This is a genomic window from Meridianimarinicoccus roseus, assembly GCF_003172915.1.
Lineage (GTDB): Bacteria > Pseudomonadota > Alphaproteobacteria > Rhodobacterales > Rhodobacteraceae > Meridianimarinicoccus > Meridianimarinicoccus roseus.
Genome location: NZ_QGKU01000048.1, coordinates 234317 through 251515 on the forward strand (window position 1 = coordinate 234317; position 17199 = coordinate 251515).

Annotated in this window: 13 protein-coding genes; 4 read left to right on the forward strand and 9 right to left on the reverse strand. The window is 66.8% G+C overall.

The genetic code is table 11. From position 1 onward, the window contains the following. Nucleotides 1-22: 22 nt before the first annotated feature. From DKT77_RS16345 to DKT77_RS16360, 4 genes are all read right to left on the reverse strand, one after another. Entirely contained in the window at nucleotides 23-862 is an 840-nt protein-coding gene (locus DKT77_RS16345; protein ID WP_109812730.1) for an EAL domain-containing protein, read from the reverse strand. A gap of 242 nt (nucleotides 863-1104) precedes the next feature. Further along, nucleotides 1105-1878, reverse strand: a complete 774-nt coding sequence (locus DKT77_RS16350) for an ATP-binding cassette domain-containing protein (protein ID WP_109812731.1) — start codon at nucleotides 1876-1878, stop codon at nucleotides 1105-1107. Continuing rightward, complete coding sequence (locus tag DKT77_RS16355; RefSeq protein ID WP_109812732.1) at nucleotides 1878-2948, reverse strand: ABC transporter permease; 1071 nt, start codon at nucleotides 2946-2948, stop codon at nucleotides 1878-1880. The genes DKT77_RS16350 and DKT77_RS16355 overlap by 1 nt, the downstream gene beginning before the upstream one ends. Nucleotides 2949-3037: 89 nt before the next feature. Next, nucleotides 3038-4048, reverse strand: coding sequence for a sugar ABC transporter substrate-binding protein (locus DKT77_RS16360; protein WP_109812733.1), 1011 nt, complete (start codon nucleotides 4046-4048; stop codon nucleotides 3038-3040). Nucleotides 4049-4205: 157 nt separating this feature from the next. Between DKT77_RS16360 and DKT77_RS16365 the strand changes: the two genes are divergently transcribed. After that, nucleotides 4206-5417, forward strand: coding sequence for an ROK family transcriptional regulator (locus tag DKT77_RS16365; protein ID WP_238547956.1), 1212 nt, complete (start codon nucleotides 4206-4208; stop codon nucleotides 5415-5417). Between the two features lie 93 nt (nucleotides 5418-5510). On the opposite strand, the gene DKT77_RS16370 is transcribed toward DKT77_RS16365, so the two are convergent. The 4 genes from DKT77_RS16370 to DKT77_RS16390 form a co-directional block, all read right to left on the reverse strand. Next, on the reverse strand, nucleotides 5511-5807 hold the full coding sequence (locus tag DKT77_RS16370; protein ID WP_109812819.1) for an ArsR/SmtB family transcription factor: 297 nt from the start codon (nucleotides 5805-5807) through the stop codon (nucleotides 5511-5513). Between the two features lie 336 nt (nucleotides 5808-6143). Then, complete coding sequence (locus DKT77_RS16375; RefSeq protein WP_109812735.1) at nucleotides 6144-7133, reverse strand: threonine ammonia-lyase; 990 nt, start codon at nucleotides 7131-7133, stop codon at nucleotides 6144-6146. Beyond that, nucleotides 7130-8668: a haloacid dehalogenase type II gene (locus tag DKT77_RS21440; protein ID WP_338016086.1), complete on the reverse strand. Its 1539-nt coding sequence runs from the start codon at nucleotides 8666-8668 to the stop codon at nucleotides 7130-7132. Before DKT77_RS21440 ends, DKT77_RS16375 begins: the two co-directional genes overlap by 4 nt. Nucleotides 8669-8703: 35 nt before the next feature. After that, on the reverse strand, nucleotides 8704-10278 hold the full coding sequence (locus DKT77_RS16390) for an MORN repeat-containing protein (protein WP_238547957.1): 1575 nt from the start codon (nucleotides 10276-10278) through the stop codon (nucleotides 8704-8706). A 222-nt stretch (nucleotides 10279-10500) separates the two neighbouring features. Here DKT77_RS16390 and DKT77_RS16395 point away from each other — a divergent pair, with 222 nt between their 5' ends. Further along, nucleotides 10501-12159, forward strand: coding sequence for an NAD+ synthase (locus DKT77_RS16395; protein ID WP_109812737.1), 1659 nt, complete (start codon nucleotides 10501-10503; stop codon nucleotides 12157-12159). Nucleotides 12160-12188: 29 nt separating this feature from the next. Here the strand turns inward: DKT77_RS16395 and DKT77_RS16400 are convergent, their stop codons facing one another. After that, entirely contained in the window at nucleotides 12189-12812 is a 624-nt protein-coding gene (locus DKT77_RS16400) for a choice-of-anchor C family protein (protein WP_109812821.1), read from the reverse strand. Nucleotides 12813-12999: 187 nt separating this feature from the next. Here DKT77_RS16400 and uvrA point away from each other — a divergent pair, with 187 nt between their 5' ends. Then, the gene (uvrA, locus tag DKT77_RS16405) at nucleotides 13000-15864 is read left to right on the forward strand and encodes an excinuclease ABC subunit UvrA (protein ID WP_109812738.1); all 2865 of its coding nucleotides are present in this window, start codon (nucleotides 13000-13002) and stop codon (nucleotides 15862-15864) included. A 363-nt stretch (nucleotides 15865-16227) separates the two neighbouring features. Next, a complete protein-coding gene (locus DKT77_RS16410; RefSeq protein ID WP_109812739.1) occupies nucleotides 16228-17199 on the forward strand; it encodes a patatin-like phospholipase family protein in 972 nt (323 codons plus the stop codon).

A 17199-nucleotide genomic window follows, 5' to 3' on the forward strand; every position in this document is an offset into this window, starting at 1 on the left:
GGCGGGACACGGTGCCGCAGGGTCAGCGCGCCTGTAGCGCCGCGGGTTCCCCGGGCCAGCGCGGGCACAGGGTCGGGCGCCCGAGATGGTACCCCTGCAACGCGTCCACGCCGCAGGCAGCGAGCCATGCCGCGTCTGCCGGGTCTTCCACCGCTTCGGCCACGCTGAGCGCTTCGAAATGACGCGCGAGTCCGACCAGCGCGCGCAGAAGCGCCTGGTTGTCCGGGTCGCGGTGCACGTCGCGCGAGAACGCCCCGTCGATCTTGATGATGTCGAAGCGCCAGTCGCGCAGCTGCCGGAAAGCCGTGTGTCCGGCGCCGAAATCGTCGAGCGCGAGGCTGATGCCCCACGCGCGCCACTGCGCCAATGGCGCGGCAAGCGCCGCCGGGCCGGGCAGGACGGCATGTTCGGTGACTTCGAGGATCAGCCGTTCGGCGAGCGCCGGGCAGGGTTGCAGGCGCGCGCGCAACAGCGCCTGCCAGCCGGGATCTTCCAGCGTCCGGGGATCGACATTTACCGACAGACGCAGGTCGGGCACGGCGGCCAGCGTGTCCAGCGCCAGTGTCAGCGCCCGTCGGTCGAGCGCCCGGCCCAGCGGCGTGTCCATCACCGGTCCCATGAATTGCCCCGGAGTCAGCACGCGCCCACAGGGCAGGCGAAGGCGCAACAGCGCTTCATGGAAGGCGGGGCGGGTGCGCGGTCCGTGTGCACGGTGCACCGGCTGGAATGCCAGTACGATGCGGTCGCCGTGCAGTGCTTCGGAGACGCGGGCGGAGGGAAGCTCTGGCGCAGGCAGCGCGGCGACGCGCGGGTCGTTCTGGGTGTCTGGGGTTTTTTGCGGAGATCGGGACAGGCGGCGCATGGGAACCTTCCGGGCTGGGACATGGCACCGATGCTGCGCCAAAACTGGTAAACAGAGCCCTAAATGTTCATAAAATGTTCCGTATTCCGGTCTTCGCGCCGTGCCCTTTCCCGCCTGCTGTTCATTCGATGCCGTCCGGAGCCATCGTTGCAGAACGAAGTGCCTGAACGCGCGCGGGGCCGCACGCGCCGGAATTTCGGTCCATCGGCGGACCCAAGGGATGGGCCCGCCGACGTATCCAGTCAGGCTGCGCTTTCGAAATCGGGCTCTTTCGCGCCCGTCATCAGCGCCACCGCGTCGTTCATCGTGTGGTCTTGCGGCTTGATCACGCACAGCCGCTTGCCGAGGCGGTGGATGTGGATCCGGTCAGCCACCTCGAACACATGCGGCATGTTGTGGCTGATCAGCACGATCGGAATGCCGCGCGAGCGCACGTCCTGGATCAGTTCCAGCACCTTGCGGCTTTCCTTGACCCCCAGCGCCGCCGTCGGTTCATCGAGGATGATGACCTTCGATCCGAAGGCGGCGGCGCGGGCCACGGCCACGCCCTGGCGCTGGCCGCCGGACAGGGTTTCAACCGCCTGGTTGATGTTCTGGATCGTCATGAGGCCGAGGTCGTTCAGCTTTTCGCGGGCGATCCGTTCCATCTCCTTGCGGTCGAGCTGGAAGAAATACTTGCCCATGAAGCCCGGCTTGCGCAGTTCGCGCCCCATGAACATGTTGTCCGCGATCGACAGGGCGGGCGACATGGCAAGTTGTTGGTAGACCGTTTCGATGCCGTGCTCGCGCGCATCGAGCGGCGAAGAGAAGTGCACTTGCTTGCCTTCCAGCCGCACCTCGCCCTCGTCGGGGATAACGGCACCCGACACGGCCTTGATGAGCGTGGACTTGCCGGCTCCGTTGTCCCCGATCACGGCGAGGATCTCGCCGGGATAGAGTTCGAAGTCGCAGTGATCGAGCGCGGTGACGCGGCCATAGCGCTTCACCAGTTTCTTGCCTTGCAGGATCGGTTCCATCAGACTGACACCTTTCTGATCCATTGGTCCACCGCGACCGCGCCGATGATGAGCAGGCCGATCAGCAGGTAGGTCCATTGCGGGTCGGTTCCGGCCATCCGAAGGCCGAGCGAGAACACGCCGACGATCAGCGCCCCGAAGAGCGAGCCGACGATGGAGCCGCGTCCGCCGAAGAGCGAAATACCCCCGATGACGACGGCGGTGATCGCCTCGATATTGGCCAACTGGCCCGAAGTCGGCGAGACCGATCCGATGCGCCCGATCAGCACCCAGCCCGCCAGCGCGCAGATCAGCCCGGACAGCGCGTAGACCGAGATCAGAACCTTCTTGGTCTGCACGCCGGACAGTTCCGCCGCCTCGGCGTCGTCGCCCACGGCATAGACATGGCGGCCCCAGGCGGTCTGTTTCAGTGCATAGGCGAGCACGGCCACCAGCACGAGCATCAGCACCACGCCATAGGTGAACACCGCGCCGCCGATCTTGAAGCTGTTGCCGAAGAACTGAAGAGCTGCGGCCTGTTCCGCGATGTCCTGTGCGCGGATCGTTTCGTTGGCCGAGTAAAGATAGTTGGCCGCTAGGAAGATCTGCCAGGTACCCAGCGTCACGATGAACGGAGGCAGGCGCATCACAGAAACAAGGACGCCGTTGATGAAGCCCATCAGCGTGCCCGCAGCAAGGCCGATGATGATGGAGATTTCCGCGGGCAGGCCGTAGCGGAAGGTGAACTGCCCCATGATGACGGAGGAGAAGACCATGATGGCCCCGACACTCAGGTCGATGCCCGCGGTCAGGATCACGAGGCTTTGCGCCGCGGCGGTGATGCCCACGATGGCGACCTGCTGCAGGATCAGCGTCAACGCGAAGGGCGAGAAGAAATTGCTGCCGATCAGCACGGCGAACAGGATCACGGACAGAACGAGCACGATCAGCGGCACGAGGGCGGGGTTCTGGTGCAGCGTGTGCTGGATGCGGGTCAGGAACCCGCCGTGGTGTTCGAATTCCGCGACCGTCGCCGACGCGCCGGTGGCGGCCGATTCGTAGTCGTTGGGTTTCGGGGAGGTTTCGGACATGGTGACTTCCTCTGTGAGCGGGCAAGTCTCTGGGGTGGCCGGGAACGCGAAGCGCTCCCGGCCTGTTCAGGCAGCGGCTGTCGCGGGGTTCAGCCCCAGCAGCGCGCGAGGCCCTCTTCCACCGAGATGGAATCGACACCGTCCACCGGTGCATCCGTCACCAGCGACACGCCGGTATCGGTGAAGGTCTTGCCCGGGGTCGGTTCGGGCAGGGTGCCGTCTGCGGCGTAAGCGGCGATCGCCTCGATCCCGAGGGAGGCCATCAGCAGCGGGTACTGCTGCGAGGTGGCGCCGATCACGCCGTCCTGCACGTTGGCAACGCCCGGGCAGCCGCCGTCCACGGACACGATCAGCACGTCGTTCTCGCGGCCGATGGCCTTCAGCGCCTCGTAGGCGCCGGCGGCGGCGGGTTCGTTGATCGTGTAAACCACGTTGATGAAGGGGTCCTTCGCCAGAAGGTTCTCCATCGCGCGGCGGCCGCCTTCCTCGTTGCCGGCGGTCACGTCGTTGCCGACGATACGCGGATCGGTTTCGTCGCCCCACTTGTTCGGGTCGCCCAGATCGATCCCGAAGCCCTGCAGAAAGCCCTGGTCGCGCAGCACGCCGACCGACGGCTGGCTGACTGCGAGGTCGAGCATCGCGATCTTCGCGTCGGCGGCCGCATCGCCCAGTGTGGCCGCCGCCCATTTGCCGATCAGCTCACCGGCCAGGAAGTTGTCGGTGGCGAAAGTGGCATCGGCCGCGTCGATCGGTTCCAGCGGCGTGTCGAGCGCGATCACCAGCAGCCCGGCTTCGCGCGCTTGTGTGACCGAGGACACGATGGAGGAGGTGTCGGATGCGGTGATCAGGATCCCCGATGCGCCGTCGGCGATGCAGGTCTCGATCGCTGCCACCTGGCTTTCATGGTCGCCGTCGATCTTGCCGGCATAGGATTTGAGGGTGATCCCCAGTTCGGCGGCCTTGGCTTCGGCGCCTTCCTTCATCTTCACGAAGAAGGGGTTGGTGTCGGTCTTGGTGATCAGGCAGGCCGAGGTTTCGGCGAATGCCGCACCGGACATTGCCGCAAGCGCAATGGCGCTGCTGGTCATGAGTTTCTTCATGGTGTCCTCCCAGACAATGATATGCGCCCCTTGGTTCTGAGGCGTCCTTTGGCGGCACGGTGCCGCGGAAAGGATGGAACGACCTACACGCATATTTGGCAACCCGTCAATAAATAAATCAACTTGATTTATTAAATGGGCGGTGTCAGGGTCGCAGGTGGAGGACAAGACCCTGACAGAGCTCGAAGGCCACATCCCGTCCGGGGGTGCAACACCGCACCGGATGCGAAACCACAACGAACGCCTGATCTTGTCGATGATCCATCGGCACGGTGCGATGCCGGGCAGCGACATCGCGCGCCTGACCGGCTTGTCGTCGCAGACGGTGTCGGTGATCCTGCGCAAGTTGGAACTGGATGGGCTGGTGGCAAAGGGCACTCCGTTGCGCGGGCGGGTGGGCAAGCCGTCGGTTCCGATGGCGCTTGCCCGCGAGGGGCTGCTGTCGGTCGGGCTGAAGATTGGGCGGCGCACCGCGGACCTGCTGCTGATCGACTTTCATGGCGGGGTGCTCGCAGAACGTCGCATGTCCTATCGGTTTCCCACGCCGGACGAGGTGTTCGCGTTCCTGCGCGCCGGGATCGCGGCCTTCGGGGCCGGGCTGCCAGCGGGCATCGCCGACCGGATCGCCGGCATCGGCATCGCCGCACCGTTCGAAATGTGGAACTGGCATCATTCCGTGGGCGCACCGGCGAACCGGATGATGGCATGGCGCGGGCTCGATTTCGCCCGGACCATCGCCGCCTTTTCCGACCTCCCGGTCTTCGTGCAAAACGATGCCACCGCCGCCTGCCGGGCCGAGCACGTGTTCGGACAGGGCAAGCGATTCGCGTCTTACGGGTATTTCTTCCTTGGTGCCTTCATCGGCGGCGGCGTGGTGCTGAATGGCACTGTGGTCGAGGGACAGCACGGCAATGCGGGGGCCTTCGGGTCCATGCCGATGCCGTCCCCGGACGGGCCGCGCCAGCTGATCGACACTGCGTCGATCCATCTGCTGGAAAAGCGGCTGGAGGCGGACGGGCTCGATCCGCAGGACCTATGGGACGATCCGCTCGACTGGTCCTGTTTCGAGGCGCATGTCGCCCCCTGGGTGAGCCAGACGGCGGGCCAGATCGCCCATGCCGCGATCAGTGTATGTGCCGTGCTGGATATGGAGGCGATCGTGATCGACGGCGCCTTCCCCGAAACGGTGCGCGCCGCGCTGACCCGCGCCACCGGAGAGGCTCTTGGGCGCATGGATCTGCGCGGCCTGATCCCACCCGAGGTGGTGGAAGGCCGTGTCGGGCGCAATGCGCGCGCCCTTGGCGCGGCCAGCGCGCCGGTATTTTCGCAGTATTTCCTGGACAGCACGAGCGGACTTGGAGCGGTCTGACGGTCCGGCGTCGCAGGGGCCGACCTTGCCACGCCGACGTCTTGCGCGCCGAAGGGCCTTGGCTGGCGTCAGGGGCCGGGTGCGCCCGAAGACTCAGCCCTTGCCGGAACCTTCGGCGCAGAACATCTCGTAAAGCAGGGCGATGGTGCGGGCCGCGCGTTGGTCCGAGATCGAGTAGAAAATCGCCTTGCCCTCACGGCGTGACCGGACAAGCCCTTCCATACGCAGCCGTGCAAGTTGCTGGCTGACCGCCGCCTGCCGCTGGCACAACAGGACTTCAAGTTCCGTGACCGACTTCTCGCCCATGCTGAGATGACACAGGATCAAAAGCCGACCCTCGTGCGCAAGCGCCTTCAGGAACGCCGCTGCACGCTCGGAGTTCTGCTGCATTTCCGACACGATGGCGTCGTTGCCATCGAGCGTCTCGCTGTGATCGGTACTGATATCCACGGCTCGCACTCTTACCCAATTGTCGGGTGAGTGCTGCAGCGCAGCACCGGCCCGATCCGCATACGTCGCTCCGTGTTCTTGCCGGTCGTCCGGCATGTGACGGGGCTACCCCGCGCCGCGCGCCGACCGGCCCGCACCGCACCTTGTTCATAAGGTGATATAGTATGAAGCGAATACATTTACAACTTGGCCAAATGGGGTGGCCATAGCGTGCAGGATAGGCGGCCCGCCCGGCGGCAGCGCGGCGGAGGGCGGCGCTGCGTTGCCGCAAAGCGGTCAGCCGGGCAAAGCGCCAAGCGCGCGCGTGTAGACCGCCGGATCGACATTCCCGCCCGAGGCTATTGCGATTACCGGGTCGCCCTCACGCGCCCCCCCGCCGGATGCTTCTGCCAGCGCGGCGGCCAGCGCGACGGCGCCGCCCGGTTCCAGCACGATCCGCAAATGGACGAAGGCCAGCGCCATAGCCCGCAGCGCGGCAGAGTCGGGCACCGCGAGGCCTGGCCCGGCCAGCCGCGCCAGCACCGGAAGCGTGAGGCGGCCCGGTGCCGGGGTCAGGATCGCATCGCAGATCGACCGCGCCCCGGTGGGGTTGGGGCCGGGCGTACCGCGCAGTGCGCGGGCCATGTCGTCGAAGCCCTCGGGCTCCACGGTGCGCACGCGCAGCCCCGGCGCGCCGCGTTCCAGTGCCAGCGCGATGCCCGCGCTCAGCCCGCCGCCCCCGCAGCACACCAGCACGTCGGCGCGGTCGATGCCCGCCTCGGCGGCCTGCGCGGCCAGTTCCAGCCCGACGCCGGCCTGCCCGGCGATGACCTGCGGATCGTCGAAGGGCAGCACCAGCGGCAGACCGCGGTCTGCACAGATCGCCGCCGCCAGTGCATCGCGGTCACCGGTGCTTCGATCGTAGGTCGCGATCTCGGCCCCAAGCGCACGGATCGCGACGACCTTGGCGTCGGGAGCATCGTCTGGCAGTACGATGACGGCGGCGATCCCCGCCTCGGCGGCAGCGCGCGCGATGCCCTGACCGTGATTGCCCGACGAGCAGGCCACGACGCCGCGCACGTCGCTCTGCGTGCACAGCGCCGTGATGGCGGATTTGGCGCCGCGATACTTGAACGACCCGGTGTGCTGCAGGCATTCGGCCTTCACGAAGACCGGCCGTCCTGCAACAGCGTCGAGCCCGGGTGCGCGCAGCAGCGGCGTGCGGCGCACATGGCCTGCAAGCCGCGCCGCCGCAGCGTCAATCATGGCGATGTCGGGCGCCGTCATGGCAGCGCGGCGATGAACCGTGCGATGGCGTCCTGCGCCTCGGGTTCGTCGAGGAACGGCACATGGCCCCGGTCCGGCACGTCGGCGAAGGTCATATCGGGTCGGCGTGCGCGCATCGCCTCGGCCGTTGACGCGCTCAGCAGGTCGGACCGCGCGCCGCGGATCAGCGCCAGCGGCAGGCCTGCGAATGCGTCGAACATCGGCCAAAGGTCCACCGCGCCGCCGGTTGCCGACTGTTCCAGCACCGCGTCGCGCAGCCGTCGGTCATAGCGCAGCGCGACACCGGTCGGGGTCTGCCGCCAGATCCGTTCGGCATGCAGGCGCCAGCGCTCCAGCGGCACGCCGGGAAAGCGCGCCTCGTTCCCGGCCTTAAGCGCGGCGGCGCCTTCGTCCAGCGTCCGGTAGGCTGGCGGCACGCCGAGATAGGTGAAGATGTGGCCCAGCCCCGTAGTGTCGATTTCGGGGCCGATGTCATTCAGGCACACGCCCGAAAGCCGGTTCCGGTGCGGTCCAGCCGCAAGAGCCATGGCGATCAACCCGCCGCGCGAGGTCCCCAGGATCGCCGCGCGGTCCAATCCCAGATGGTCCAGCAGGTCGATCGCGTCCTGCGCCTCGCGGGCGATTGAATAGTTGCGGTAGTCCGGGTCGTAATCCGATGCGCCGCGCCCGCGCGTGTCCAGCCGGATGATCCGCGCCCGGTCCGCGAAGTCGCGCGCCACGAAATCGAAATCGGCCATGTTGCGGGTCAGCCCGCACAGGCACATCAGTGCCGGTCCGTTGCCCGTGTCGCGGTACGCGAGCCGCAACCCGTCCGACGCGGTGAAGGTCTGCGGCGGATCTTCTGGCGCGGGATGCGCCGCGACCAGTGCAGGCAGGCCGGACAGGTCCGCCGCGATGTGGGCGGGGCGCGCCGTCAGCCGGTCTACCGGCGTGCCCGTACGATTCACCCAAAGCGTGTGAAAGCCGTAGCCCGCACCGCAGCCCGCGTCCCAGCCGTTCGAAGACACGAAGATCACCGCTTCGCGCGCGATGCCGAGGCGCTGTTCCACGAGGTCGTAGACCTGCGGCGCGGGCTTGAACACGCCGACCTCTTCCACCGACAGAACGGCGTCGATCAGATCGTCCAGCCCGGCCGAGGCAACGGCGGCCTCCAGCATGGCGGGCGTGCCATTTGAAAGGATCGCGGTTGTCAGGCCCCGCGCTTTCAGGTCGCGCAGCATCGCCGCGACCTCGGGATAGGCATCAAGCTCCATGTAGAGCGCGATCAGGCGCGCCCGCAGCACCGGGTCCGAAAGGCCCTGTGCCTCCAGCGCCCAGTCCAGACCGTCGCCGGTCACCTGCAGAAAATCGGAATGGTCTCCGGCGGCGGCGCGCAGCCACGTGTATTCAAGCTGCTTGGCGCGCCAGTCCGCGGCAAGGCGCGGCCATGTCTCAGCCAATGCCTCGAAACCGGGTTCGGCCGCGGCGCGGCGCGCTGCGGCGGCCACGTCGAACAGGGTGCCGTAGGCATCGAAGACGGCGGCGCGTAGGGTCATCGGACTTCCTTTTCCGGATCATGGCGATGGCGTTTTTATTGGGCGGGCGGCTCGGCCACATCCGCGGTGCCGCCCGGTGTATCCGGGTCCGGCCCGACGGGCGGTGGAATCGGATCGGTGGGCTGTGGCAGGGCCGGGTCGGCCGCGGGGCCCGTGCTTTGCGCCCCGTCCGCGCCTGTGGTGTCCTCCGGTGCCGGGCCGACGCCATCCCCGGACGGGACAGAGGGCGTCGCCGCCTCGACCAGCACGCCGTTGCGCCAGGTGCCGCTCAGAACTTCGCCGGTGGCGTAGGTCAGCGTTCCGGTGCCCTCGCGCTTGCCGCCCTCGAACCCGCCTTCGTAGATGTCGCCAGTGGCATAGACCGCGCGGCCCTGCCCGGTGATCGCGCCATCGAGCCAGTCGCCGGAATAGGTCATCCCGTCCGGCGTCGTCATCGTGCCCGTGCCGTGGAACTGGTCGTTGCGGAAACCGCCCTCGTAGATGGTACCGTCGCCGTAGACCGCGCGCCCTTCACCGCTGCGCAGCCCGGTGTCCCATGCCCCGTCATAGCGGTACCCATCCGGTGCGGTCAGCACGCCCTGGCCGTGCTGGCGGCCGCCGGAAAAGCCGCCCTCGTAGACCACGCCGTTCGACCGGCGGCTCACGCCGCGCCCGTCGATCACGCCGCGCACCCAGGTGCCGGAATAGCTGTCGCCGTCGGGATAGGTGATGCGCCCCTCCCCATGCGGCAGGTTCTCGGCGAAACCGCCCTCGTAGATCGACCCGTCGGGATAGACCAGCCGCCCTTCGCCGTGGTGCTGCCCGTCCACCCAGTCGCCGACATAGAGATACCCGTCGGTACCCCGGAACGTGCCGATCCCGTTTCGCTGGTCGGCCGCGAAAGCGCCTTCGTAGACATCGCTGTTGGCATAGGTCATCTTGCCGTTGCCCTGCCGTTGGCCCTGCACCAGAACGCCCTCGTAGACATCGCCGTTCACGTAGGTGACGCGACCGAAGCCGCTCATCTGGTCGTCGAGCCATGCGCCGTCATAGGTAAAGCCGTCCGGAAGCGTCAGGCGCCCGTCGCCGTTGCGCCGGTCGCTGCGCATCTCGCCGACATAGGTCGCGCCGTCGGGATAGGTGATCTCGGCCGCGCCGCTGCGCAGTCCGGCCTGCCAGCCGCCGTCATAGACATAGCCGTCGGGCCGGGTCCAGACGCCACGTCCCTCGCGCTGGTTGTCCACGAAGCCGCCCTGATAGACCGACCCGTCGGCATAGGTCGCGGTCGCCTCGCCGGTCAGCACACCGTCCTGCCAGTCGCCTATGATGACCGACCCGTCCAGCAGCGCGATCTGACCGCGCCCGTGGGGCTGGCCGTCGCGGAAACCGCCCTCATAGCTGGCGCCGTCCACGAAAACCGCGCGTCCTTGTCCGGTGCGGGCCCCGTCCTGCCAGTCGCCTTCGTATACATACCCGCCTGGCAGGGTGTAGCGCCCGGTGCCGTGGGGTTTGCCGTCCCGCATCGTCCCTTCGTAAATCCCGCCATTGGCATATTGCTGGGTCACGGTGTCGCCGTTTTCCTGTGCCACCGCCGCCCAGGTCGTCACCAGCGCCGCCGCCGCAATCGCCATCACACGTCGTTTCCGCTGTCGCGCTGCCATGCCTGCCTGCTCCCGTGGTGTTCCGGCCCTTGTGACGTGCTAGATCATCGTGCCGGGATGGGCAACAATCCACCCTGTCCGGCCATTGGCGCGGCTCGGGCGCATCAGGGTTGGAACGGGTCCGGGCGTACCTTTTTCTCGGCTTTCACATCCGACGCCGCCGTCCTAAGACTGCGACAAAGGAGACCGCAGATGGCCGACACCTTCCGCATCACGCTGGCGCAGCTCAACCCTGTGGTGGGCGATCTTGCCGCCAATGCCGCGCAGGCCCGCGCTGCCTGGGATGAAGGGCGCGGTGCCGGGGCGGGCCTCGTGGCGCTGACCGAGATGTTCATCACCGGCTACCAGATCCAGGATCTGGTGCGGAAGAACGCCTTCGTGCGCGATGCGATGGCTGCGATCGACCGTCTGGCGGCGGAGTGCGCGGACGGGCCCGCGCTGGCCGTAGGCGGGCCATTCCTCGAGGACGGTCGGCTTTACAACGCCTATCATGTCTGCGTCGGCGGGCGCGTGGTGACCCGAGTTCTCAAGCATAAGCTGCCCAACACTGACGTGTTCGACGAGGTGCGGTTCTACACGCCGGGTCCGATCAGTGGCCCGGTAAGGATCGGCCCGCTGCGCATCGGCATGCCGGTGTGCGAGGATGCGTGGTCATCCGATGTGGCCGAGGCGCAGGCCGAGTCCGGCGCGGAGGTGCTGCTGGTGCCGAACGGGTCGCCCTACCACCGCGACAAGCATGACGAGCGGCTGGCGCACATGGTCGCCCGCGGGGTCGAGACCGGGCTGCCGCTGATCTACCTGAACATGGTTGGCGGGCAGGACGACCAGGTCTTCGACGGCGCAAGCTTCGGGCTGAACCCGGGCGGTCGGCTGGCCTTCCAGATGCCCGACTTCGTGACCGCGGTGCGCCATGTGGACCTTGACCGCGGGCCTGACGGCTGGCGCATCGCGCCGGGGCCGGTGTCGGCGCGTCCGGAATCGCTGGAACAGGACTACCATGCGATGTGCCTCGGGCTGTCGGATTACCTGGCCAAATCGGGCTTTTCCAAGGTGGTACTGGGCCTGTCTGGTGGCGTGGACAGCGCGCTGGTGGCGGCGATCGCCGCCGATGCGCTGGGGCCGGACAAGGTGCGCTGCGTGATGCTGCCTTCGCGCTATACCAGCCAGGCGTCGCTGGACGATGCGGCGGACGCGGCGGGGAGGCTCGGCACGAAGCTGGACACGCTGCCGATCGGCGGGCCGGTCGATGCCGTGACCGAGACGCTGGCGCCGCTGTTCGAAGGCCGCGCGCCCGACCTGACAGAGGAGAACATGCAAAGCCGCCTGCGCGGCGTGCTGCTGATGGCGCTCAGCAACAAGTGCGGCGAGATGCTTCTGACCACCGGCAACAAGTCCGAGGTCGCGGTGGGCTATTCCACGATCTACGGCGACATGGCCGGCGGCTACAACCCGATCAAGGACCTGTACAAGACGCGGGTGTTCGACATCTGCAATTGGCGCAACGACAATCACCGCGACTGGATGCAGGCGCCGGCCGGTGCCGTGATCCCGCCACAGATCATCAGCAAACCGCCCACGGCAGAATTGCGCGAGGACCAGAAGGACGAGGACAGCCTGCCGCCCTATCCCGTGCTTGACCGCATCCTGACGATGCTGGTGGACGAGGACGCATCGGTGGCCGACGTCGCGGCGAGTGGGATTGACCGCGCGACGGTCGAGAAGATCGAACACCTCGTCTACATCAGTGAGTACAAGCGCTACCAGGCCGCGCCCGGCGCGCGGCTATCGAAACGGTCGTTCTGGCTGGATCGACGCTATCCGATCGTGAACCGCTGGCGCGACCGGGGCTAGGTCGGCCCCGGCATCGCTTTTTCGTTGCCTCAGCCCCGGCGGCGCAGCATCCCCAGCCCGCCGATGGCGCCACCCAGCAGCCACACCGCGGCAGGCAAGGGCACCGGCGCATCCACCGCCGACAGGCGCACGTCGTCCAGCGCGGGGCCATAGGCATTCGGCTCGTTGCTGGTGAAGGTCAACGTTTCCGACGTCGCATCGGCGGTGAAGTTGAACGTCTCGGTTACCCAGTTCATGTTCCCCAGCGTGTTGCCGGTCACGTCGTAGGTATAGCCGCCCGCCTCGTTCCCCACGCTCACCGACAGGGACTTGACGCGGTTGCCGCTTGTCGGGTTTCCCGACAGCGCAAAGGACAGCGCGTAGGTGGTACCGACGCTCAGGCCGGTCAGAACCTGCGAGATCGCCCCGGCACCCCCGCCGCTCAGATCAAGGCTGCGGTTGCCGTCCGCGTTCTGCCAGTAGGTTCCGATCCAGTCGACCGACGATCCGCCGACCGTCCAGCCGGTGATCGCCGTGCTGCCATTGCCGAGATTGGCGAAGCCGCCGACGGGCAGGGCGGCATCCTGCTCGAACGACCCGTTCACGACGGATGCGCCCTGCGCCGATGCCGCAGCAACGCACAGCACCAGTGCGCAAGAGAGTATGGACTTCATCGGAGCCTCCGATTTTCAATGAATTTGCATCAAGATACCACGACCGTCATCGGTAGGTAGTCTTCCGTGGGGAACTGGTTAACGCTTTTGTCGGCTGCACTTCATTTCGTGTTCACCTTTTGTGCTTTATTTCTGATTGGAGACTCACCGGCGATCCCCTAGGTTATGAACGTAACCGGGGTGCAGCATGGCCGAACTCAAGAACATCGAAGTGCGCGGCGCGCGCGAGCATAATCTTAAAAGCATCGACGTGGACATTCCGCGTGATCGGCTTGTGGTGATCACGGGCCTGTCCGGCTCGGGCAAGTCGTCGCTCGCCTTCGACACGATCTATGCCGAGGGGCAGCGCCGCTACGTGGAATCGTTGTCGGCCTATGCGCGCCAGTTCCTCGACATGATGCAAAAGCCGGACGTCGACCACATCAGCGGTCTGTCCCCCGCGATCAGCATCGAACAGAAGACGACGTCCAAGAATCCGCGCTCCACCGTCGGTACGGTGACGGAGATCTACGACTATCTGCGCCTCCTTTTCGCGCGAGCCGGCACCCCCTACAGCCCCGCCACCGGGCAGCCGATCGAGGCGCAGCAGGTGCAGGACATGGTCGACCGCGTCATGGCGCTGGAAGAGGGGACGCGCGGCTATCTGCTGGCTCCGATCATCCGCGACCGCAAGGGCGAGTATCGCAAAGAGATGCTGGAACTGCGCAAGCAGGGCTTCCAGCGCATCAAGGTGGACGGGGAGTTTCACGACCTCGACAGCCCGCCGAAGCTGGACAAGAAGTTTCGCCACGATATCGACGTGGTGGTTGATCGCATCGTGGTGCGCGAGGGGCTGGAGACGCGGTTGGCCGACAGTTTCCGCACCGCGCTCGATCTGGCGGATGGCATAGCGATCCTCGAGACTGCCCCGAAAGAGGGCGATCCGGAGCGGATCACCTTCTCCGAGAATTTCGCGTGCCCGGTGTCCGGCTTCACAATCCCCGAAATCGAACCGCGGCTCTTTTCCTTCAACGCGCCGTTCGGGGCCTGTCCCGATTGTGGCGGGCTCGGAGTGGAGCTGTTCTTCGACGAGAACCTCGTCGTGCCCGACAGCGCGCTGACGCTGGCGAACGGGGCTTTGGCGCCGTGGCGCAAGGGCAAATCACCCTATTTCCTGCAGACTATAGAAGCCATCGCAAAGCATTACGAATTCGACAGCCGCACACCGTGGGGCAAGCTTCCTGCCCACGTGCAGCAGGTGTTCCTGCATGGGTCGGGCGATGAAGAAATCCTGTTCCGCTACGACGAAGGCGGTCGTGTCTATCAGGTGACACGCGTGTTTGAAGGCGTGATCCCGAACATGGAACGGCGCTACCGCGAGACCGACAGCAACTGGGTCCGCGAGGAATTCGAAAGATACCAGAATAACCGTCCCTGCGGCACCTGCGAAGGCTACCGCCTGCGCCCCGAAGCGCTGGCCGTGAAGATCGCGGGCCTTCATGTCGGGCAGGTCGTGGAAATGTCAATCCGCCAAGCGTTCGACTGGTGCGAAGGCGTGCCCGCAAGCCTGAGCGCCCAGAAGAACGAGATCGCCCGCGCCATCCTTAAGGAAATCCGCGAACGGCTGGGGTTCCTGAACAATGTCGGACTGGAATACCTCACGCTGTCGCGCAACGCGGGCACGCTCTCGGGCGGCGAATCGCAGCGCATTCGCCTCGCCTCCCAGATCGGCAGCGGGCTAACCGGCGTGCTCTACGTGCTGGACGAGCCGTCCATCGGCCTGCACCAGCGCGACAACGACAGGCTTCTGACCACGCTCAAGAACCTGCGCGACCAGGGCAACACGGTCATCGTCGTCGAACATGACGAAGAAGCGATCCGCGAGGCCGATTACGTCTTTGACATTGGCCCCGGTGCGGGCGTGCATGGCGGGCAGGTCGTCGCCCACGGCACCCCGGCCGAGATCACCGCGAACACTGGATCGATCACCGGTCAGTATCTTTCCGGCACGCGCGAGATCGCGGTGCCGCCCGAACGGCGCAAGGGAAAGGGCAAGGCCAAGAAGATCACTGTGAAGGGCGCGACGGGCAACAACCTCAAGAACGTGACGGTCGATTTTCCACTGGGCAAATTCGTGTGCGTGACCGGCGTTTCGGGCGGCGGCAAGTCCACCCTGACCATCGAGACGCTGTTCAAGACCGCGTCGATGCGGCTGAACGGGGCGCGGCAGGTGCCCGCGCCCTGCGAGACGATCAAGGGGCTTGAGCTTCTCGACAAGGTCATCGACATCGACCAGCGGCCCATCGGGCGAACCCCGCGATCAAACCCCGCGACCTATACCGGCGCCTTTACACCGATCCGCGACTGGTTCGCCGGGCTGCCCGAGGCGAAGACGCGCGGCTACAAGCCGGGACGGTTCAGTTTCAACGTCAAGGGCGGGCGCTGCGAGGCGTGCCAGGGCGACGGCGTCATTAAGATCGAGATGCACTTCCTGCCCGATGTCTATGTCGAGTGCGAAACGTGTAAGGGCGCGCGTTACAACCGCGAAACGCTGGAGGTGAAGTTCAAGGGCAAGTCCATCGCGGATGTGCTCGACATGACTGTGGAGGACGCGCAAGGCTTCTTTCAGGCCGTCCCGTCGATCCGCGAGAAGATGGACGCGCTGGTGCGGGTGGGCCTCGGCTACATCAAGGTCGGCCAGCAGGCGACGACGCTGTCGGGCGGCGAGGCGCAGCGCGTCAAGCTTTCGCGCGAGTTGTCCAAACGGTCGACCGGGCGCACGCTTTACATCCTCGACGAGCCGACCACGGGCCTGCATTTCGAGGACGTGAAGAAGTTGCTGGAGGTGCTGCACGAACTGGTCGATCAGGGCAATTCGGTGGTGGTGATCGAACACAATCTCGACGTCATCAAGACAGCCGACTGGCTGATCGACATCGGCCCCGAGGGCGGTGACGGCGGCGGACAGGTGGTCGCCACCGGAACCCCCGAAGAGGTCGCCGAGGTAGAGGCGAGCCATACCGGGCGCTACCTGAAGCCGATGCTGAAAGCGCGGCGCGTCGCGGCGGAATAGCCGCGCACCAAAAACAAGCGGCGGAAAAACCGCGCACCAAAACGAGCGGTGGAATAGCCGCGCACCAACGCGCCCGGTCAGTTCCGCCGCAGCCCATCCGGCAGCCGCTGCGGGGATCATTCTCTGGCGGGCAATCCGGTGCGGGAAACGACACCGGCAGATCGCTGCGGGCCCGCTGTGCGACGTGGCGGTGTCCTTCGCCGGACCGCCGGCTGGGACATGAGCAACCCCAAAGGCACTTCGGTGCCCGTGCCCGGCGGGCCGACGTCGGGGCAGGCCCGCCTGTACGCCCTCAAACCGGCCTGACACCGCCCCGCACTCTGCTATCCTTGTGGCACCTCTTTCCCCTGCACGGACAGCCCAATGACACGCACCGATCCCGACCCGCCCCGCCGCCCGCGTATCGGGGTCGCGTTGGGCAGCGGCGGCGCGCGTGGCTGGGCGCATCTGGGCGTGCTCGCGGCGCTGGCAGAACGTGGCATACGCCCCGACATCGTGACGGGTGCGTCCATGGGCGCATTGGTCGGCGCGGCGGCGGCGGGCGATCGGCTGGACGCACTCGAGGCGTGGTGCCGCCGCCTGCAAAACGCAACCGTGCTGCGCTACATCGACATGCGCATCGCGGGCGGCGGGCTCGTGGCCGGACAGGAGGTCGCCCGGATGCTGCGCAAGATCGGCCTCCCCGACCGGATCGAGGATCTGCCGCTTCCCTTCGGCGCCGTTGCCACAGACCTTGAAACCGGGGCCGAGGTCGCGCTGACGCGCGGGCCTATCGCCGGGGCGGTGCGCAGCTCGCTTGCCATTCCGGGGGTGTTCAGCCCGCACTGGCATGACGGGCGCTGGCTGCTGGACGGTGCGTTGTGCGACCCGGTGCCGGTGCGGCTGGCCCGCGCGCTCGGGGCCGAGGTGGTCATCGCCATCGACCCGAACGCCAGTTGCGGCAAGCCACTGTGGCACGCGCAGACCCCCGAGGCGCCGGGTCAGACCCTGCTGTCCCGCGTCGGCATGGCCGAAGTGCTGCCGAAGGCCTGGCGCGGCATGCTGCCCGGGGCGGAGGACGGCGCCGAAGCCGAAGATGCGTCCACCGCGCCGTCTTCGCAGCCGCCGGGTTACTTTCAGGTCGTGTCCACCGCCATCGACATCATGCAGGTGCACATCCTGCGCCAGCGATTGGCGCAAAACCCCCCGGACCTGCTTCTGGAGGCGGACCTCAAGCATGTCGGCATTCTGGAACTGCATCGCGCGCCCGAGGCGATGGAGCATGGCCGCGCGCTGGTGGACCGGCACGCGACGGCACTGGACCGGCTTTGCCTGCGTCCCGCCGCCCCGGTCTGA

What these genes read in the sequence shown, in the direction of transcription:
- DKT77_RS16375 (WP_109812735.1), bottom strand. Translation starts at nt 7,133, where the DNA reads ATGACGGCGCCCGACATCGCCATGATTGACGCTGCGGCGGCGCGGCTT.
- DKT77_RS16355 (WP_109812732.1), bottom strand. Translation starts at nt 2,948, where the DNA reads ATGTCCGAAACCTCCCCGAAACCCAACGACTACGAATCGGCCGCCACC.
- DKT77_RS16345 (WP_109812730.1), bottom strand. Translation starts at nt 862, where the DNA reads ATGCGCCGCCTGTCCCGATCTCCGCAAAAAACCCCAGACACCCAGAAC.
- DKT77_RS16350 (WP_109812731.1), bottom strand. Translation starts at nt 1,878, where the DNA reads ATGGAACCGATCCTGCAAGGCAAGAAACTGGTGAAGCGCTATGGCCGC.
- DKT77_RS16370 (WP_109812819.1), bottom strand. Translation starts at nt 5,807, where the DNA reads ATGCAGCAGAACTCCGAGCGTGCAGCGGCGTTCCTGAAGGCGCTTGCG.
- DKT77_RS21440 (WP_338016086.1), bottom strand. Translation starts at nt 8,668, where the DNA reads ATGACCCTACGCGCCGCCGTCTTCGATGCCTACGGCACCCTGTTCGAC.
- DKT77_RS16360 (WP_109812733.1), bottom strand. Translation starts at nt 4,048, where the DNA reads ATGAAGAAACTCATGACCAGCAGCGCCATTGCGCTTGCGGCAATGTCC.
- uvrA (WP_109812738.1), top strand. Translation starts at nt 13,000, where the DNA reads ATGGCCGAACTCAAGAACATCGAAGTGCGCGGCGCGCGCGAGCATAAT.
- DKT77_RS16395 (WP_109812737.1), top strand. Translation starts at nt 10,501, where the DNA reads ATGGCCGACACCTTCCGCATCACGCTGGCGCAGCTCAACCCTGTGGTG.
- DKT77_RS16400 (WP_109812821.1), bottom strand. Translation starts at nt 12,812, where the DNA reads ATGAAGTCCATACTCTCTTGCGCACTGGTGCTGTGCGTTGCTGCGGCA.
- DKT77_RS16390 (WP_238547957.1), bottom strand. Translation starts at nt 10,278, where the DNA reads ATGGCGATTGCGGCGGCGGCGCTGGTGACGACCTGGGCGGCGGTGGCA.
- DKT77_RS16410 (WP_109812739.1), top strand. Translation starts at nt 16,228, where the DNA reads ATGACACGCACCGATCCCGACCCGCCCCGCCGCCCGCGTATCGGGGTC.